Here is a 16,419-nt window from a genome sequence, read left to right as displayed (position 1 = left end):
GCGCGGGGTTCGACACCCCGCGCCGGCCCCGCACCACCACACCCCACGGAGCCCTGCGGCTCCCCGCTCACCATCCACTTCTCCAGCAAGGAACTGTCATGCGTCGCACCGCACTCGCCGCCCTCTGTCTCGCCGCCGCGGCCACCGCGGGACTCACCACCGGCTGCCTGCCGGGACAGGACTCGGCGGACAGCAAGCCCAAGGGCCCGTTCGCCGGGATGAGCGGCGGCCAGATCGCCGAACGCGCCCTGAAGACCACCACGGACGCCACGTCCGTGCGGCTGAAGGGCCGGGTCACCGACGACGAGAGCAAGGGCGTCATCGAGATCGACATGGCGATCGACCACAAGGGCGAGTGCGCCGGCACGATGAGGATGGACGGCCAGGGCAAGGCTGACCTGATCAAGACGGGCAGCACCGTCTACATGAAGTACGACGCGGCGTTCCTGCGCGCCCAGAGCAAGGGCGAGTCCAAGGAGGACACGCAGGCGGCCGTGGACATGCTGGCCGGCAAGTGGACCAAGATGGCCGTGAAGGGCCAGGACGCCAAGGACATCGCGAGCTTCTGCGACCTGGACTCGGTCCTCGGCGACATGAGCAGCGGCGGCACGGCGGGCACCACCCGCGGGAAGACCACGCGGGTCGACGGCACGCCCGCGATCACCCTGCACGAGAAGGACGGCAAGGAGCGCTACACGGCGTACGTGGCGACCGAGGGCAAGCCGTACCTGCTGCGGGTCGACAGCGTGTCCGGCGGGAAGCAGCCGGAGCACCTGTCGTTCGTCGACTACGGCAAGCCGGTGCCCGCGAAGAAGCCCACGGGCGAGATCGTCGACCTCGACGCGCTGTGACAGCCGACGGCTGAGACAGCCGGCGCGCGGGAACGGCCGGTGCCGAGGGGGCCCGGCGCGGGGTCACAGTGGGTGGCGCATCCATACGTTGGGCTCGGTGTAGACGGCGTACCCGTGCTCCGGTTCGCAGCGGACCGGGACCAGCGCGCCGGGCACCTCGACGTCGCCCGCCGTGTCGAAGGGCAGCCCGGTCCAGCGGCGCCACTCCTCCAGCGAGCCGGTCACGGTCATGGAGGCCGGGGCGATGGAGTCGATGGTGGCGCCGGCCCGGGCGTGCACGCGCAGCCACGGGTCCTCGGGCAGTCCGTCGGGGCGGACCCGGTGGGCGTACTCGGCGATCGGGGTGTGCGGCTCGCGGTGCTTGGCGTTCGGGCGGACGGGGGCGACGACCTCGCGGAAGCCGCGGGCGCGGGCGTTGTCGCGCATCGCCGAGAGCATGACGGAGGACAGGCCCCGGCCCTGGGCGTGCGGGGCGATGGTGACCGCGACGGCGCTGACGGTGTCCGGGCGGGTGCCGTGGCGCAGGTCGGCGAAGGCCCACACCAGGACCTGGTCCCAGCCCCGGGCCGGCAGGGTGCGCCGGCCGTCCAGGCCGAGGGCGAACGGCACGCTGTAGGCGTGGGCGACGACCCGGCCGTCCGCGTCCTCGGCGAACAGGGTGTACTCCGGCAGTTCGGTGGGGATGCGGCCGTAGTGGGCGTTGCCCACGAGGTCGTGGGTGACGAACTCGGGCCAGGTGTCGGTCATGCCGAGCACCGCCGGGAGCCGGTCGGGCCGCTCGGCGAGGCTGCTCACCTTGATGTCCATGACGGTCACGGTAGGCGGTACGTGCCCGGGCGGGACAGCGGTTTCGGCCGGCGGCCGGACGGGTCACCGGGCCCGGAAGCGCTCGGGCGCCTTGGTGGGGTTGCCGCCGGTGGGGAGCTTCTGGTCCGGGCAGCCGGCGAGGACCTTCCTCATGGCGGTCCGCTCGGCGGCGGTGACCCACAGGCCGTACTTCTTCTTGACCGCGACCTGGGCGGCGACATAGGCGCACCGGTAGGACTTGTTGGGCGGCAGCCAGGTGGCCGCGTCGCCGTCGCCCTTGCCGCGGTTGGTGCTCGCGTCGACCGCGAGGAGGTTCAGGGGGTCGTTGGCCAGCGCTATGCGCTTGCCGGCGTCCCAGTACTTGGCGCCCTTCTGCCAGGCGTCGGACAGGGCGACGACGTGGTCGATGTCGACCTGGCTGCGGCCGCGCCGGTAGGTGATGTCCTTGCCGGAGTAGGGGTCGGGGTCCAGCAGGCCGTAGGAGACCTTGCAGCGGCCGCCGGTGAACCGCACCTCCTTCAGGTCGCGCTTGAGGATGTCGTCGCGGGTGTCGCAGGAGTTGGAGTCGGTGTCCGCCCAAGCGGTGCCGAACCGCTCACGGGCGTAACCGGTCTTCGGGGCACGCCCCTTGACGGTCAGCGAGTCGGTGGCGGCCAGGGCCGCGCCCCCGCCTTGGCCCTTCGCGGGCCCGGAGGCCCCCCCGGTCTGCTCGGCCGTGCAGCCGGTCACGACGACCAGCACCGCCACGGCGATGGCCGTTCCACCCCTCGGACGCGTCACGGTGCGTCTCCCTCGCTCACCCTGGTTCCGCCCCGCGGGCGCGGGCGGATCGTTCCGCTCACCACCGTAACTTCCCCCCATGGCCGATCAGATGCGAGCGCAAAGGGGTCGTCGGGAAGCAAATCGGGCGCGGACTGGGAATTTGACGGCCCGTCTCCGTCCGCGCGCGCCCCGGCCGGCTTGACCTTGTCACCGGCGTCAGGGTCCGACGATCCTCGCATGAGCGAGAACAGCCACTCCCAAGGTCCCCGTACCGTCCTCGTGACCGGCGCCGGCACCGGCATCGGCCGCGCCACCGCGCGCGCGTTCGCCGCCGGGGGCGCCCGGGTCGTCGCCGTCGGCCGCCGGTCCGCGCCCCTGGCCGAGACCGCCGAGGGGCACCCCGGGATCACCCCCCTGTCCGCCGACCTGACCCGCGAGGACGGGCCCGGCAGCGTCGTGCGGGCCGCGCTGGAGCGGTACGGCCGGATCGACGTGCTCGTCAACAACGCGGCCGTCGTCACCGCCGACTCGCTGCGCGGCTACACGCGCGCGTCGGTGCGACCGCTGCTGGAGACCAACCTCCTGGCGCCCGTGCTGCTCACCCAGGCCGCGCTGCCCGCGCTGACCGAGAGCCGGGGTGTCGTGGTGAACGTGACCACCGCGGTGGGCCAGCGCGCGTGGCCCGGCAACTCCCTGTACGCGGCGGGCAAGGCGGCCCTGGAGACGCTCACCCGGAGCTGGGCGGTGGAGCTGGCGCCGCACGGCGTCCGGGTGGTCGCCGTGGCCCCGGGCGCGATCGAGACCCCGATCGCCGACCACTCCGGCTACACCCCCGAGCAGCGCGCCGCGCTCCGCGCGTGGCAGCTCGACCACACCCCGCTCGGCCGGATCGGCCGCCCCGAGGAGGTGGCCTGGGCCATCACCCAGCTCGCCTCGCCGGGGGCGTCGTTCGTGACGGGGGTGGTCCTGCCCGTGGACGGCGGGGCGGTGGTCGCCTGACCCGGCCGGTTCCGGGGGCCTGGCCTCCTTGTGGGAACTCCCGCGATTCCGGGACCCGGCCGAATCCGGCGGCCCGCCGCTTCGGGGGACCGGCCGTTCCAGGAGCCCCGCCCGACCCATCGACGGCACCGGCCGCTTTTCCAGGGGGCCCCGGCCGGTTCAGGGTGCACCGATCCAGGGCCCCTCCGCTGCAAGGCCCCACTACCCAGGGCCCCGAATTCAGGGCCCCACCGATCCAGTCGACGCCCGCTCAGGAACCGTCGATTGAGGCGACCGACTCCCCCGCCTCCCGCAACGCCCCCGCCAGCCGTTCCCTGAGCGCCGTCTGGGCCGCGATGCGCGCGTCGAGTACGGCCAGCCGGTCCCGGGCGACCCGAAGTGCCCTGGCGGAGGCCGGGCCGGCCGTGAGGTCGCCGTCCAGGCAGGGCAGGAACACCCGTACGTCGTCCAGGGTGAGGCCCGCCTCCAGCAGCCGGCGGATGTTGCGGACCCGGACGGCCGTACCGGTGTCGTACGCGCGGTAGCCGTTTGCGGTGCGCGCGGAGGTGATCAGGCCCTGCTGCTCGTAGTGGCGCAGGGCGCGCGGTGTCGTCCCGGTGGCCTCGGCCAGCTCACCGATCCGCATGCGCGCCCCCGTCCGCGTACACGCGCCGTCACCCCAGGATGGAGGTGAGGAACTCGCCGACCCAGGCCAGCAGTTCGCGGCCGACCAGCGGCTTGCCGCCCACCTTCGCGGTCTTCGGGCGCGGGACCAGCACCTGGTGCGCGGCGGGCTTGATGACCGTGCCCGGGTAGAGCCGCTTGAGCCGCAGCTCCTGCGACTCGCGCAGTTCCACCGGCGCGAAGCGGATGTTGGTGCCCTGCAGGACGATCTCGCCGACGCCGCACGCCCGCGCGAGCATCCGCAGCCCGGCCACCAGCAGCAGGTTCTCCACCGGTTCGGGCAGCTTGCCGTAGCGGTCGGTGAGTTCCTCGCGGACGGCCTTGATGTCCTCCTCGGAGTTGGCCGAGGCGATCGAGCGGTACGCCTGGAGGCGCAGGCGCTCGCCGGGCGCGTAGTCGTGCGGGACGTGCGCGTCGACCGGCAGCTCGATCTTGACCTCCAGCGGCGGCTCCTCCTCGACCCCGCCGGTCTCCAGCTGCCGCCGGTAGTCCGCGACGGCCTCGCCGACCATGCGGACGTACAGGTCGAAGCCGACGCCCGCGATGTGACCGGACTGCTCGCCGCCGAGCAGGTTGCCGGCGCCGCGGATCTCCAGGTCCTTCATCGCCACGTACATGCCGGCGCCCATCTCGGTGTGCTGGGCGATCGTCGCCAGGCGCTCGTGCGCGGTCTCCGTCAGCGGCTTCTCCGGCGGGTACAGGAAGTACGCGTAGCCGCGCTCGCGGCCCCGGCCGACCCGGCCGCGAAGCTGGTGGAGCTGGGACAGGCCGAAGGTGTCGCCGCGTTCCACGATGAGGGTGTTGGCGTTGGAGATGTCGATGCCGGACTCGACGATCGTGGTGGAGACGAGGACGTCGAACTTCTTCTCCCAGAAGTCGACGACCACCTGCTCCAGCGCGGACTCGGACATCTGGCCGTGGGCCGTCGCGATGCGTGCCTCGGGGACGATGTCGCGGAGCCTGGCCGCCGCGCGGTCGATGGACTCGACGCGGTTGTGGATGTAGAAGACCTGGCCCTCGCGCAGCAGTTCGCGGCGGATGGCCGCGCCGATCTGCTTCTCCTCGTAGGGCCCGACGAAGGTGAGCACCGGGTGGCGCTCCTCCGGGGGTGTGGTGATCGTGGACATCTCGCGGATGCCGGTGACCGCCATCTCCAGGGTGCGCGGGATCGGGGTGGCGGACATGGTCAGGACGTCCACGTTGGCGCGGAGCTTCTTGAGCTGCTCCTTGTGCTCGACGCCGAAGCGCTGCTCCTCGTCGACGATGACCAGGCCGAGGTCCTTGAACTTGGTCTCGGAGGAGAACAGGCGGTGGGTGCCGATGACGACGTCCACGGAGCCGTCCTTCAGGCCCTCCAGGACGGCCTTGGCCTCGGTGTCGGTCTGGAAGCGGGACAGGGCGCGCACGTTCACCGGGAACTGCCCGTACCGCTCGGAGAACGTGCCGAAGTGCTGCTGCACCAGCAGCGTCGTGGGGACGAGCACGGCGACCTGCTTGCCGTCCTGTACGGCCTTGAAGGCGGCCCGCACCGCGATCTCGGTCTTGCCGTAGCCGACGTCGCCGCAGACCAGGCGGTCCATGGGGACCGACTTCTCCATGTCCTCCTTGACCTCGGCGATGGTGGTGAGCTGGTCCGGGGTCTCCGCGTACGGGAAGGCGTCCTCCAGCTCGCGCTGCCAGGGGGTGTCGGTGCCGAAGGCGTGGCCGGGGGCGGCCATGCGGGCGCTGTAGAGCTTGATCAGGTCGGCGGCGATCTCCTTGACGGCCTTCTTCGCGCGCGCCTTGGTCTTCGTCCAGTCGGCGCCGCCCAGGCGGTGCAGGGTGGGTGCCTCGCCGCCGACGTACTTGGTGATCTGCTCGAGCTGGTCGGTCGGGATGTAGAGGCGGTCGCCGGGCTGGCCGCGCTTGGCGGGCGCGTACTCCACGACCAGGTACTCGCGGGTGGCGCCCTGCACGGTGCGCTGCACCATCTCGATGTAGCGGCCGACGCCGTGCTGTTCGTGGACGATGTAGTCGCCCGGTTCCAGGGTGAGCGGGTCGATGGTCTTGCGGCGGCGGGCCGGCATGCGGGTGCCGTCGCGGCCGGCGGCGCGCTGGCCGGACAGGTCGGTCTCGGTGAGCACGGCGAGTCTGAGCGCCGGGTCGACGAAGCCGTACTCGATCGAGCCGCAGGAGACGTGCACCACCGACGGGCTCAGCTCGCCGAGGTCGGAGTCGAGGCGGGCGGCGATGCCCTCGCCGCCGAGGACCTCCACCGTGCGGGCGGCCGGGCCGTGGCCCTCGGTGACGAAGACCGTGCGCCAGCCGTCGGCGAGCCAGCCCTTGGTGTCGGCGAGGGCCCGGGCGGTGTCGCCGCGGTAGGTCTCGGGGGCGTGCATGCCGAGCTTGAGGGTGTCCGCGTCGAGCTCCTCGTCCGCGGCGAACGGCGAGACGGACCACCACATCATGTCCAGCTCGCGCGCGCGGTCGCGGACGTCGGCGATGGACCACAGGGAGGCCGCGCCGACGTCGATCGGGGCCTCGCCGCCGCCGGCGGTGGCCGCCCAGGACGCCTGGAGGAACTCCTGGCTGGTGGCGACGAGGTCGGCGGCGCGGGTGCGGACGCGCTCCGGGTCGCAGACGACGGCCATGGCGCCCTTGGGCAGGACGTCGAGCAGCAGCTCCATGTCGTCCACGAGGACCGGGGCCAGGGACTCCATGCCCTCGACCGCGATGCCCTCGGCGATCTTGTTCAGGAGTTCGCCGAGCTCCGGGTGTTCCTCGGCGAGGGCACGCGCGCGTGCGCGGACGTCGTCGGTGAGCAGCAGCTCGCGGCACGGGGGCGCCCACAGGCCGTGCTCGGCGACTTCGAGGGAGCGCTGGTCGGCGACCTTGAAGTAGCGGATCTCCTCGACGTCGTCGCCCCAGAACTCGATGCGCAGGGGGTGTTCCTCGGTAGGCGGGAAGACGTCCAGGATGCCGCCGCGTACGGCGAACTCGCCGCGCTTCTCGACCAGCTCCACGCGCGCGTAGGCGGCGGCGGCGAGGGCTTCGACGACATCGTTCAGGTCGGCGCTCTGGCCGGTCCTCAGGGCCACCGGTTCCAGGTCGCCGAGGCCCTTGACCTGCGGCTGGAGCACGGAGCGCACGGGGGCCACGACGACGGAGACCGGGCCGGTCTCGGGGTCGTCGGGGCGGGGGTGGGCGAGGCGGCGCAGGACGGCGAGGCGACGGCCGACGGTGTCGCTGCGGGGGCTGAGCCGCTCGTGCGGGAGGGTCTCCCAGGAGGGGTACTCCACGACGCCCTGTTCGGGCAGCAGGGAGCGCAGGGCGGCGGCGAGGTCCTCGGCCTCCCGGCCGGTCGCGGTGACCGCCAGCACCGGGCGGCCGGCCTCACGGGCCAGGGCGGCGATCGCGAAGGGGCGGGCGGCCGGGGGGCCGACGAGGTCGACGTGCGGGCGGTTGCCGTCCGCCGCCGCCTGAATCGCTTCCGCGAGGGCGGGGTCCTTGACTACGGCGTCGAGCAGACCGTGCAGGCTCATGGAGGGGCTTTCCGTCCAGGGGGTCGGCAACACGAAGGGCCCGACTCGTGTGACGGGCCGGGGCTGTCCAGCGTACGACGGTGGCGGCGGCGGTGCGGGAGCCTGTGGACAACCCCGGGCGACCGCACAGCGCGGAGACCCGGTGCCGGGAAGTCCCCCAGGACTTCCCGGCACCGGGTCCTCCTCCGCAACCCCCGTGTGCGGTGGCCGTCGGCCCAGCCTGCGCGGCTAGTCCGTCGCGATGGCGTTCAGGACGTTCATGCGGCCCGCGCGGAAGGCCGGGATCAGCGCGGCGAACAGGCCCACGAAGGCTGAGCCGATGAAGACGCCGGTGATCGTCGGCCAGGGGATCTCCAGGACGTTCAGGCCCTCCAGGGCGAGCAGCTTCTGGGCGGTCGCGCCCCAGCCCATGCCGAGGCCGAGGCCCAGCAGGGCGCCGAAGACGGCGATCACCACGGACTCCAGGCGGATCATGCGGCGCAGTTGGCGGCGGGAGAGGCCGATGGCCCGCATGAGGCCGATCTCCCGGGTCCGCTCGACCACCGACAGGGCCAGGGTGTTCACCACACCGAGGACCGCGACGATGATCGCGAGCGCCAGCAGGCCGTAGATCATGTTCAGGAGCTGGCTGATCTGGTCCTTCAGGGCCTGCTTGTAGTCGGTCTGGTCGCGCACGGTCAGCGCCGGGTCGTCGCGCAGTGCCGACTTCAGCGCCTTGTAGGCGGCGGCTTCCTGCCCGTCCTTGGCGGTGGCGAACATAAGCTGGTCGAGGGGCATCCGGTCGGCCGGGACGTACTTGGCGACGGTGGCGATGGAGGCGTACATGGCGCCCTTGTCGACGACGACCTCGTCGCTGGTGATCGCGCGGACGGTCAGCTTGGCCGTGCGGCCGTCCTCGAAGTGGACGGCGACCGTGGAGCCGATCTTGATGCCGTGGTCCTTGGCGAAGCCCTCGAAGACGGACATCGAGTCGGGCCCGTAGGCGTCGGCGAGGTCACCGGCGACGGTCTTGGTGCGCAGGTCCTGCACGTAGGTCGGGTCGGCCGCGTTGATGGTCTCCTTCTTGGAGACCCGGCCGTCCGGCGTGGTCAGGGACGCGTCCAGGAGCTTGTACTCGGTGACCCGCTCCAGGCCGGGAGTGTCCTTGATCTTCTCCACCATCTGCGGCTTGATCAGGTTGTACTCCTGGTCGCCCTGGATGATGAAGTCCGTGCCCACGGTCTTGTCGAGCTGGTCGGTGGCCGAGGCCACCATGGAGGAGCCGACCACCGACAGGCAGGCCACCAGGGCGAGGCCGATCATCAGGGCGGCGCCGGTGGCGCCGGTGCGGCGCGGGTTGCGCAGCGCGTTGCGCTCGGCCATGCGGCCCACGGGCCCGAAGATCCGCAGGATGACCGCGCCGAGGACACGGACCAGTCCGGCGGCGAGCAGCGGGCCGATGACGACGAAGCCGATGAGCGTGGCCACCACGCCCAGGCCCAGCCAGCCCGAGCCGGTCTTGGCCTGGTCGGCGGTGGCGGCGGTGTACAGGCACCAGCCGCCGGCGGCCGTCAGGAGCAGGCCGATCAGGGCCCGGACGACGCCGGCCCTGGCGTCGGCCGGGGCGCCCGCGTCGCGCAGGGCGGCCATCGGGGAGACCTTGCCGGCGCGCCGGGCGGGCAGGTAGGCGGCGAGGACGGTGACGACCACGCCGAGGAGCAGGCCGATCGCGGGGGTGGTCCAGGCGACGGTGAGGTCGTCGGTGGACAGGTTCATGCCGATCTGGCCCATGAGTTTCATCAGGCCGATCGCGATGCCGACGCCCGCGCCGACGCCGAGCACCGAGCCGATGACGCCGAGCAGCAGCGCCTCGACGAGTACGGAGCGGTTGACCTGCTTGCGGGAGGAGCCGATGGCGCGCAGCAGGCCGATCTCGCGGGTGCGCTGGGCGACCAGCATGGAGAAGGTGTTGATGATCAGGAAGATGCCGACGAGGAAGGCGATCCCGGCGAAGCCGAGCATCGCGTACTTCATGACGTTCAGGAAGCTCTCGACGCTCTTCTGGTTGGCGTCGGCGACCTCCTTGGCGGTCTGCACCTTGTAGTCGTGCCCGAGGACGGCGGTGACGTTCTTCTTCAGCTGCGCGTCGGTCACGCCCGCGGCGGCCGTGACGTTGACGTTGGTGTAGACGCCGGTCCGGCCGACGAGGGTCTGCTGGGCGGTCTTCGTGTCCAGGTAGAAGATCGCGGCGCCGGGGTTGGTGACCTTGAAGGCGGCGATGCCGGACACGCGCGCGTGGTGCGTGCCGACGGCCGTGATCACGCCGATCTCGTCGCCGAGCTTCAGGTGGTGCTTGTCGACGGTGTCGGCGTCGATCATCACCTGGTCCGGGCCCTTGGGCGCCGTACCGGAGGTGATCTCCATGGTGCGGGCGTCGTTGCCGTTCCAGCTTCCGACGATGGTGGGCGCGCCGCTGGTGGGCGACAGCTTGTCCTTGTCGGCGTCGATGACGGTGACCGAGGTGGAGAACACCGTGCCCTCGGCCGACCTGACGCCCTGGGCCTCGCGGATCTTCCCGACGACGGAGGCGGGCAGCACGGGCGGCTTGCCGGTGCGGGAGGTGGTCTCCCCGGTGTCGGAGGAGCCCTTGGCGCTGACCTGGACGTCCGAGGACGTGGCCTGGAACAGCTTGTCGAAGGTGGTGTTCATCGTGTCGGTGAACACGAGCGTGCCGCACACGAACGCCACCGACAGCAGGACCGCGATCGCCGACAGCGCCATGCGGCCCTTGTGCGCGAGGAAGTTGCGCATCGAGGTCTTCAGCACGGTCATGACGTGCGCCCCCGGGCGTCGAAGTCCTTCATGCGGTCCAGGACCTGTTCGGCCGTCGGCTGGTACATCTCGTCGACGATCCGGCCGTCGGCGAGGTAGAGCACGCGGTCGGCGTAGGAGGCGGCCACGGGGTCGTGGGTGACCATGACGATGGTCTGGCCGAGTTCGTCCACCGAGCGGCGCAGGAAGCCGAGCACTTCGGCTCCCGCGCGCGAGTCGAGGTTCCCGGTCGGCTCGTCCCCGAAGATGATTTCCGGGCGGGCGGCGAGCGCGCGGGCCACGGCGACGCGCTGCTGCTGGCCGCCGGAGAGCTGGGTGGGGCGGTGCTTGAGGCGCCCGGCGAGTCCGACGGTCTCCACCACGCGGTCCAGCCAGGCCCGGTCGGGCTTGCGGCCGGCGATGTCCATGGGCAGCGTGATGTTCTCGATCGCGTTCAGCGTGGGCAGCAGGTTGAACGCCTGGAAGATGAAGCCGATCCGGTCCCGGCGCAGCTGGGTGAGCTTCTTGTCCTTCAGGCCGGTGATCTCGGTGTCGGCCAGGTGGATGTGACCGCTCGTCACCGTGTCCAGGCCGGCGAGGCAGTGCATCAGGGTGGACTTGCCGGACCCGGAGGGGCCCATGATCGCGGTGAACTGGCCGCGGGCGATGTCCACGTCGACGTGGTCCAGGGCGACGACACGGGTCTCGCCGGACCCGTACGCCTTCACGACCTGCCGCGCCCGCGCGGCGACGGCCGTAGTCCCTCCAGTGCCCCCGTGCCTGGGAATGGTCACAGCCGAAGTCACGGTATGTCTCCTATGTCGGTTGACAGGTCGTGGTCGATGTCCCGGTGCTCCGGGCGTCGTCCTGGGTTACGTCGATGAGTCTCGCGGTCGGCGAGGGTGCCGCGCGCTGGTGCGAAGCCCCGTCTTTCCGGGGGGTAATCCCCACCCCCGCCGGTGCGGTCCGCCGCCCCCCAACGGCGTAAAGCCAGGTTAAGGAACGTCCCCGGCCGGTCTCGTCCTCCGCCGGGACGAACCCTCCCCGAGCCGTAGTACGGAGGAACCCCTAGGGGTGCTCCACCGCCGGGTGGAGCCGTTCTCGGGGTCCCCTCCACCCTTCGGTGCGGAAAGCCTCCACCCTTCCGTCGCGTCAGGGTCAAGCCCCCGCCCGCCGTGGGAAGCTGTCGTCCCGGTGATACGTGCAGGGGGCACGGGGTAGCGTCCGTCAGGGGCCACGGGAGGGGTGTGCGGTGGGGAGTACGACACCGGCGATACGCGACGGAGCCGGCCGGCGGCAGGGCACCAGGCGGCGGGGCGCTGTGGTAGCCGCGCTCATGCTGGCGATGGCACTGGCCGCGCTCGACTCCACCGTCGTCTCCACGGCCGTACCGCAGATCGTCGGCGACCTCGGCGGGTTCTCCGTCTTCTCGTGGCTGTTCTCCGGCTATCTGCTCGCCGTCACCGTCACGCTCCCCGTGTACGGCAAGCTGTCCGACACCTTCGGCCGCAAGCCGGTGCTGGTGGTCGGCGCGGCCGTGTTCCTGCTCGGTTCGCTGCTGTGCGCGGCGGCCTGGAACATGGGGGCGCTGATCGCGTTCCGGATCGTGCAGGGCCTGGGCGGCGGGGCGTTGCAGGGCACGGTGCAGACGCTGGCCGCCGATCTGTACCCGCTGGCGGAGCGCCCGAAGATCCAGTCCAAGCTCTCCACGGTGTGGGCGGTCTCCGCGGTGGCCGGGCCCGGGCTCGGCGGGGTGCTCGCCACCTACGCCGACTGGCGCTGGATCTTCCTGGTCAACCTCCCGATCGGCGCCGCCGCCCTGTGGCTGATCGTCCGTCATCTGCACGAGCCGGAGCGGGAGGGGGCGCGCCGCGCGCGCGTGGACTGGGCCGGCGCGCTCGCGGTGTTCGCGTGCGGCGGGGTGCTGCTGACCGCGCTGGTGCAGGGCGGGGTGGCGTGGCCGTGGCTGTCGGCGCCGTCGCTGGCCCTGTTCGGCACGGGTCTGCTGCTGGCCGCCGTGGTGGTGTGGGTGGAGCGGCGGGCCGCGGAGCCGATCATCCCGGGCTGGGTGTGGCGGCGCCGGACGATCGCGGCCGTCAATCTGGCGCTGGGCGCGCTGGGGCTGCTGATGGTGGCGCCGAGCGTGTTCCTGCCGACGTACGCGCAGTCGGTGCTCGGGCTGGCGCCGGTGGCCGCCGGGTTCGTGCTGTCGGTGTGGACGCTGAGCTGGCCGGTGTCGGCCGCGCTCAGCCAGCACGTCTACCGGCGGATCGGCTTCCGGGACACCGCGCTGCTCGGCATCGGCCTGGCGGCGCTGATCCTGTTCGCGTTCCCGTTCCTGCCGTATCCCGGGTCGTGGTGGCAGCCGACGCTGCTGATGCTGCTGCTGGGCGGGGCGCTGGGGCTGTTCCAGCTACCGCTGATCGTCGGGGTGCAGTCGACCGTGGGCTGGTCGGAGCGGGGCACCACGACCGCGTCCGTCCTGTTCTGCCGGCAGACCGGCCAGACCCTCGGCGCGTCCCTGTTCGGCGCCGTCGCCAACGGCGTGCTGGCCGCGCGGCTCGGCGGGGCGGGTGACCTGGACTCCGTCACGCGCGCGCTGGACGCCGGCACCGCCCCCGAGGCGACCCGGCGGGCCATCGCGGGCGCGGTCCACGCGGTCTACCTCGGGGCGGCGGGCGCGGCGGCCGTGGCCTTCGTGGTGCTGCTGCTGGTGGCGCCCCGGCGGTTCCCGGTGCTCCAGGACTGACCGCGAGCGGGTTAACGCGGGTAACACCCCAGGTCGGACCCGTTTCCCCGGGGAAAGCGCATACCGACCGGCCAGTTCGGTGAAAACGCCGCGCGGCCCGCGACGCGCGAGTAGCGTGCGTGGCTCAGCTCCCCCACCTCCCTGCGGTCCGCCGCCACGGACCCGAGCCACGCAAGGAGCCCCGGGATGTCCTACGACCCGCCGCACCCCTTCCCCTCACCCGGCCCTTCGTACTCTCCGCCCCCGTCCGGGCCGTCGTACCCGGCGCGGCCGACCTACCCCTGGCAGCCGCCCGAACCACCCGAACCGGCGCGCCCGGTCCGCCGGGCGCCGCGCGAACCCCTCGGCCGCCACAGCGACCTGCGCGTGCTGCGCAGCGCCTACCGCTGGCAGCGGCGCACCGCCACGCTCACCGCGCTGGGCTACTTCACGCTGTTCCTCGTCCTGTCCGCGTACGCGCCCGGCGTCATGACGCGCACGGTCGCCGACGGCATCCCCGCCGGGCTGCTGCTGGCCCTCGTCCAACTCCCCGTGACCTGGCTGGCGATAGCCCTGTACGAGCACACCGCGCGCCGGCACGTCGATCCGCTCGCCGAGCGCATCCGCAGGCACGCCGAACTGGACGCGCGGCGCGGAGCGACCCGATGACGGGCGCCGCCGGTGCGGCATCCACCGGCTTCAGCGACTCCGCGCAGACCATGTCCCTGGTCGCCTTCTCCACCGCCGCCACCGTGACCCTGCTGCTGTGCGTGATGACCGGCCCCGACCGGGACGACCTGGACGAGTTCTACACCGGTTACGGCTCCCTGTCCCCGCTGCGCAACGGCCTCGCCATCGCCGGCGACTACATCTCCGCCGCCACCGTCCTCGGCACCGGCGGAGTGATCGCCCTGTGCGGCTACGACGGTGTCGTCCTCGCCCTCAGCACGGCCCTGTCGCTGATGCTGCTGATGTTCCTGCTGGCCGAACCCCTGCGCAACGCGGGCCGGTTCACCATGGGCGACGCCTTCGCCCGCCGGCTGCCGGGGCGCTGCGTACGCATCACGGCCTGCGCGGTGACCATCGCCGCGCTGCTGCCGCTGATGCTCGTCCAACTGGCCGGAACCGGACAGCTCATGGCCTTCATCCTCGGTTTCACCAACGAGTCCCTGAAGACCGGATGCGTCGTGGGACTCGGCCTCCTCATGATCGCCTACGCCGCGATCGGCGGCATGAAGGGCACCGCGCTCATCCAGATCCTGAAGATCGTGCTGCTGATCGGCTCGGGCGCCGTCGTCGCCCTCCTGGTCCTGCGCCGCTTCGACTGGGACCCGGGCGCCCTGTTCACCGCCGCCGCGCGGCACAGCGGCGCCGGGCCGGCCTTCCTGCGCTCCGGGCTGGAGTTCGGCACCACGCCCACGGGCCGCGTCGACATGATCGCCTCGGAGCTGACCGTCGTCCTCGGCGTCGCCTGCCTGCCGCACATCACCATGCGCATGTACACCGCCTCCAGCGCCCGCCAGGTGCGCCGCTCGATGTCCTGGGCGGTGTCCCTGGTCGCCCTGTTCGTCCTCGTCATCACGGTGGTGGGGTTCGGCGCCACGGCCCTGCTCGGGCGTACGGCGATCTCCGCGGCCGACCCGCAGGGCAACACGGCGTACCTGATGGGCTCGCGCGCGGTGTTCGGCACCGACGTGTCGACGGCGGAGACCTTCCTGTTCACCCTGGTCACCACCGCGCTCTTCCTGACCCTGCTCGCCTCGGTGGCCGGGATGATCCTCGCGTGCGCCAACTCCCTCGCGCACGACGTGTTCGCCGCCCGGGTGCAGGAGATGCCGGCCCGCCGCGAGATGACCCTGGCCCGCGTCTCGGCGCTCGCCATAGGAGTGCCGACGATCCTGCTGGCCACCCTGGTGCAGCACCACAGCCTGCAGCCCCTGGTCACGCTCTCCTTCTGCCTGGGCGCCTCCGCCCTCGCCCCCGCCCTGGTCTACGGCCTCTTCTGGCGCCGCTACACCCGCGGCGGGCTGCTGGGCACGCTGATCGGGGGCTCGCTGACCGTGCTGCTGCTCATGCCGGGCACCAACCTCGTCTCCGGGTCGCCGGTGTCCGCGTTCCCCGGCGCCGACTTCAACTGGTTCCCGTTCACCACCACCGGCATCGTCTCCATCCCGGCCGGCTTCTTCTTCGGCTGGCTCGGCACGGTCCTGTCCGGCCGGGCGAAGGCGGAGCGGCAGCGGCACCAGTACGAGGCGGTGGAGGGGTGGATCCTGGCCGGGGCGGTAAGGAAGGGGAGCTGACCGCCGGTCCGGACGGCTACTCCAGGACCACCCGGCCGGTCAGCGAGATGAGGCTGTCGCGCACGGAGTCCATGTGCGCCTGCATGTCGTCCCACAGCTCGCCGTGCTCGCGCAGCACCTGCTCCGTCTCCCCGGCGATGCGCTCCTCCTGCGCGCGCGCCTCGGCGATGATCTCGTCGGCACGCGCGCGCGCCTCCTCCGGGGAGCGGCGCGCGTACTCCTCGGCGTCCGCGAGGGCACGCTCGGCCTCGGCCAGCGCGGCCTCGGCCCGGCTCGCCCGTCCGGCGTGCCCGGCGTCGAGCGCGGCCATCCGCTCGGCCTCCTCCCGCTCGGCCCGGGCCCAGCGCGCGGCGTGCTCCCGGGACTGCTCGGCGAGCATGCCGTCGGTACGCCGACGCGCCTCACGCAACTCCGCGAGCGCCTCCATGCGCCCCGACTTCACCGCGCGCCGGGCAGCCACCCGGATTCCGTCGGCCTCGATCTGCACCGCGAGGAGCCACTGACGGGCGCGTTCGTCGGCCTCCGCGCGGACCGCGTCCGCCGCCTCCCGCGCCTCCTGGAGTACGCGCTCGCCGTCCGCCTTGCCCCGCTCGATCTCCTCCTCGGCTTCCTTCCGGGCACGTTCCCGCAGGTGGTCCGCCTCGTCGAGCACGAACTGGTACAGCTGCCGGGCGCGTTCCCCGAGCGTTTCGTACGTCTGCGGCGGGAGCTGCTCGACGGCCTCGCGCAACAGCGCGGCCTCCGCCCCCATGTCCTTGGCGAGCACGGTCAGCCGGGCGGCACGCTCCCAGGCGGCGTCCCGGTCCTCGGACAGCGCCTCCAGGTACGCCTCGACCTGGTCGGGACGGTAGCCACGCCCCCGGACGGTCGCGAAGCCGTGCGGTGGCATCGATGCGCTGCTCACCCTGGGGACCCCTCTCCACCGGACCTGCACGACAGGATGATTTCGTGCATATCTTGATGTATCGGAAGTAGGGGTTCATAACGCGACACTCCGC

Annotated in this window: 12 protein-coding genes; 5 read left to right on the top strand and 7 right to left on the bottom strand. The window is 72.3% G+C overall.

What is annotated here, in order from left to right:
* Positions 1 to 98 precede the first annotated feature (98 nt).
* A complete protein-coding gene (locus OO52_RS10415) occupies positions 99 to 851 on the top strand; it encodes a hypothetical protein (RefSeq protein WP_030657887.1) in 753 nt (250 codons plus the stop codon).
* Between the two features lie 63 nt (positions 852 to 914).
* Here OO52_RS10415 and OO52_RS10410 read toward each other — a convergent pair whose 3' ends face one another.
* A complete protein-coding gene (locus tag OO52_RS10410) occupies positions 915 to 1,658 on the bottom strand; it encodes a hypothetical protein (RefSeq protein WP_030657890.1) in 744 nt (247 codons plus the stop codon).
* Between the two features lie 63 nt (positions 1,659 to 1,721).
* Complete coding sequence (locus OO52_RS10405) at positions 1,722 to 2,438, bottom strand: HNH endonuclease family protein (RefSeq protein WP_030657892.1); 717 nt, start codon at positions 2,436 to 2,438, stop codon at positions 1,722 to 1,724.
* Between the two features lie 219 nt (positions 2,439 to 2,657).
* Between OO52_RS10405 and OO52_RS10400 the strand changes: the two genes are divergently transcribed.
* Complete coding sequence (locus OO52_RS10400) at positions 2,658 to 3,419, top strand: SDR family NAD(P)-dependent oxidoreductase (protein WP_030657894.1); 762 nt, start codon at positions 2,658 to 2,660, stop codon at positions 3,417 to 3,419.
* 250 nt (positions 3,420 to 3,669) lie between these two features.
* On the opposite strand, the gene OO52_RS10395 is transcribed toward OO52_RS10400, so the two are convergent.
* From OO52_RS10395 to OO52_RS10380, 4 genes are all read right to left on the bottom strand, one after another.
* A complete protein-coding gene (locus OO52_RS10395) occupies positions 3,670 to 4,044 on the bottom strand; it encodes a MerR family transcriptional regulator (protein ID WP_030657896.1) in 375 nt (124 codons plus the stop codon).
* A 28-nt stretch (positions 4,045 to 4,072) separates the two neighbouring features.
* Positions 4,073 to 7,603: a transcription-repair coupling factor gene (mfd, locus tag OO52_RS10390; protein WP_030657898.1), complete on the bottom strand. Its 3,531-nt coding sequence runs from the start codon at positions 7,601 to 7,603 to the stop codon at positions 4,073 to 4,075.
* 228 nt (positions 7,604 to 7,831) lie between these two features.
* Entirely contained in the window at positions 7,832 to 10,414 is a 2,583-nt protein-coding gene (locus OO52_RS10385) for an ABC transporter permease (RefSeq protein WP_030657900.1), read from the bottom strand.
* A complete protein-coding gene (locus OO52_RS10380; protein ID WP_030657902.1) occupies positions 10,411 to 11,199 on the bottom strand; it encodes an ABC transporter ATP-binding protein in 789 nt (262 codons plus the stop codon). Before OO52_RS10380 ends, OO52_RS10385 begins: the two co-directional genes overlap by 4 nt.
* Before the next feature lie 446 nt (positions 11,200 to 11,645).
* Between OO52_RS10380 and OO52_RS10375 the strand changes: the two genes are divergently transcribed.
* The 3 genes from OO52_RS10375 (at position 11,646) to OO52_RS10365 (ending at position 15,421) form a co-directional block, all read left to right on the top strand.
* On the top strand, positions 11,646 to 13,142 hold the full coding sequence (locus OO52_RS10375; RefSeq protein WP_030657904.1) for an MFS transporter: 1,497 nt from the start codon (positions 11,646 to 11,648) through the stop codon (positions 13,140 to 13,142).
* A gap of 186 nt (positions 13,143 to 13,328) precedes the next feature.
* Entirely contained in the window at positions 13,329 to 13,790 is a 462-nt protein-coding gene (locus OO52_RS10370; RefSeq protein ID WP_030657907.1) for a DUF485 domain-containing protein, read from the top strand.
* Positions 13,787 to 15,421: a cation acetate symporter gene (locus tag OO52_RS10365; protein ID WP_030657909.1), complete on the top strand. Its 1,635-nt coding sequence runs from the start codon at positions 13,787 to 13,789 to the stop codon at positions 15,419 to 15,421. The genes OO52_RS10370 and OO52_RS10365 overlap by 4 nt, the downstream gene beginning before the upstream one ends.
* Positions 15,422 to 15,437: 16 nt before the next feature.
* Here the strand turns inward: OO52_RS10365 and OO52_RS10360 are convergent, their stop codons facing one another.
* Positions 15,438 to 16,325, bottom strand: coding sequence for a cellulose-binding protein (locus tag OO52_RS10360; protein ID WP_030657910.1), 888 nt, complete (start codon positions 16,323 to 16,325; stop codon positions 15,438 to 15,440).
* Between the last annotated feature and the right edge of the window lie 94 nt (positions 16,326 to 16,419).

It is taken from the genome of Streptomyces flaveolus, from assembly GCF_000716535.1.
In the GTDB taxonomy this organism is placed as follows: domain Bacteria; phylum Actinomycetota; class Actinomycetes; order Streptomycetales; family Streptomycetaceae; genus Streptomyces; species Streptomyces flaveolus_A.
This window is presented reverse-complemented; position numbering and strand designations above follow the sequence as displayed.

What these genes read in the sequence shown, in the direction of transcription:
- OO52_RS10415 (WP_030657887.1), top strand. Translation starts at nt 99, where the DNA reads ATGCGTCGCACCGCACTCGCCGCCCTCTGTCTCGCCGCCGCGGCCACC.
- OO52_RS10410 (WP_030657890.1), bottom strand. Translation starts at nt 1,658, where the DNA reads ATGGACATCAAGGTGAGCAGCCTCGCCGAGCGGCCCGACCGGCTCCCG.
- OO52_RS10400 (WP_030657894.1), top strand. Translation starts at nt 2,658, where the DNA reads ATGAGCGAGAACAGCCACTCCCAAGGTCCCCGTACCGTCCTCGTGACC.
- OO52_RS10395 (WP_030657896.1), bottom strand. Translation starts at nt 4,044, where the DNA reads ATGCGGATCGGTGAGCTGGCCGAGGCCACCGGGACGACACCGCGCGCC.
- mfd (WP_030657898.1), bottom strand. Translation starts at nt 7,603, where the DNA reads ATGAGCCTGCACGGTCTGCTCGACGCCGTAGTCAAGGACCCCGCCCTC.
- OO52_RS10385 (WP_030657900.1), bottom strand. Translation starts at nt 10,414, where the DNA reads ATGACCGTGCTGAAGACCTCGATGCGCAACTTCCTCGCGCACAAGGGC.
- OO52_RS10370 (WP_030657907.1), top strand. Translation starts at nt 13,329, where the DNA reads ATGTCCTACGACCCGCCGCACCCCTTCCCCTCACCCGGCCCTTCGTAC.
- OO52_RS10365 (WP_030657909.1), top strand. Translation starts at nt 13,787, where the DNA reads ATGACGGGCGCCGCCGGTGCGGCATCCACCGGCTTCAGCGACTCCGCG.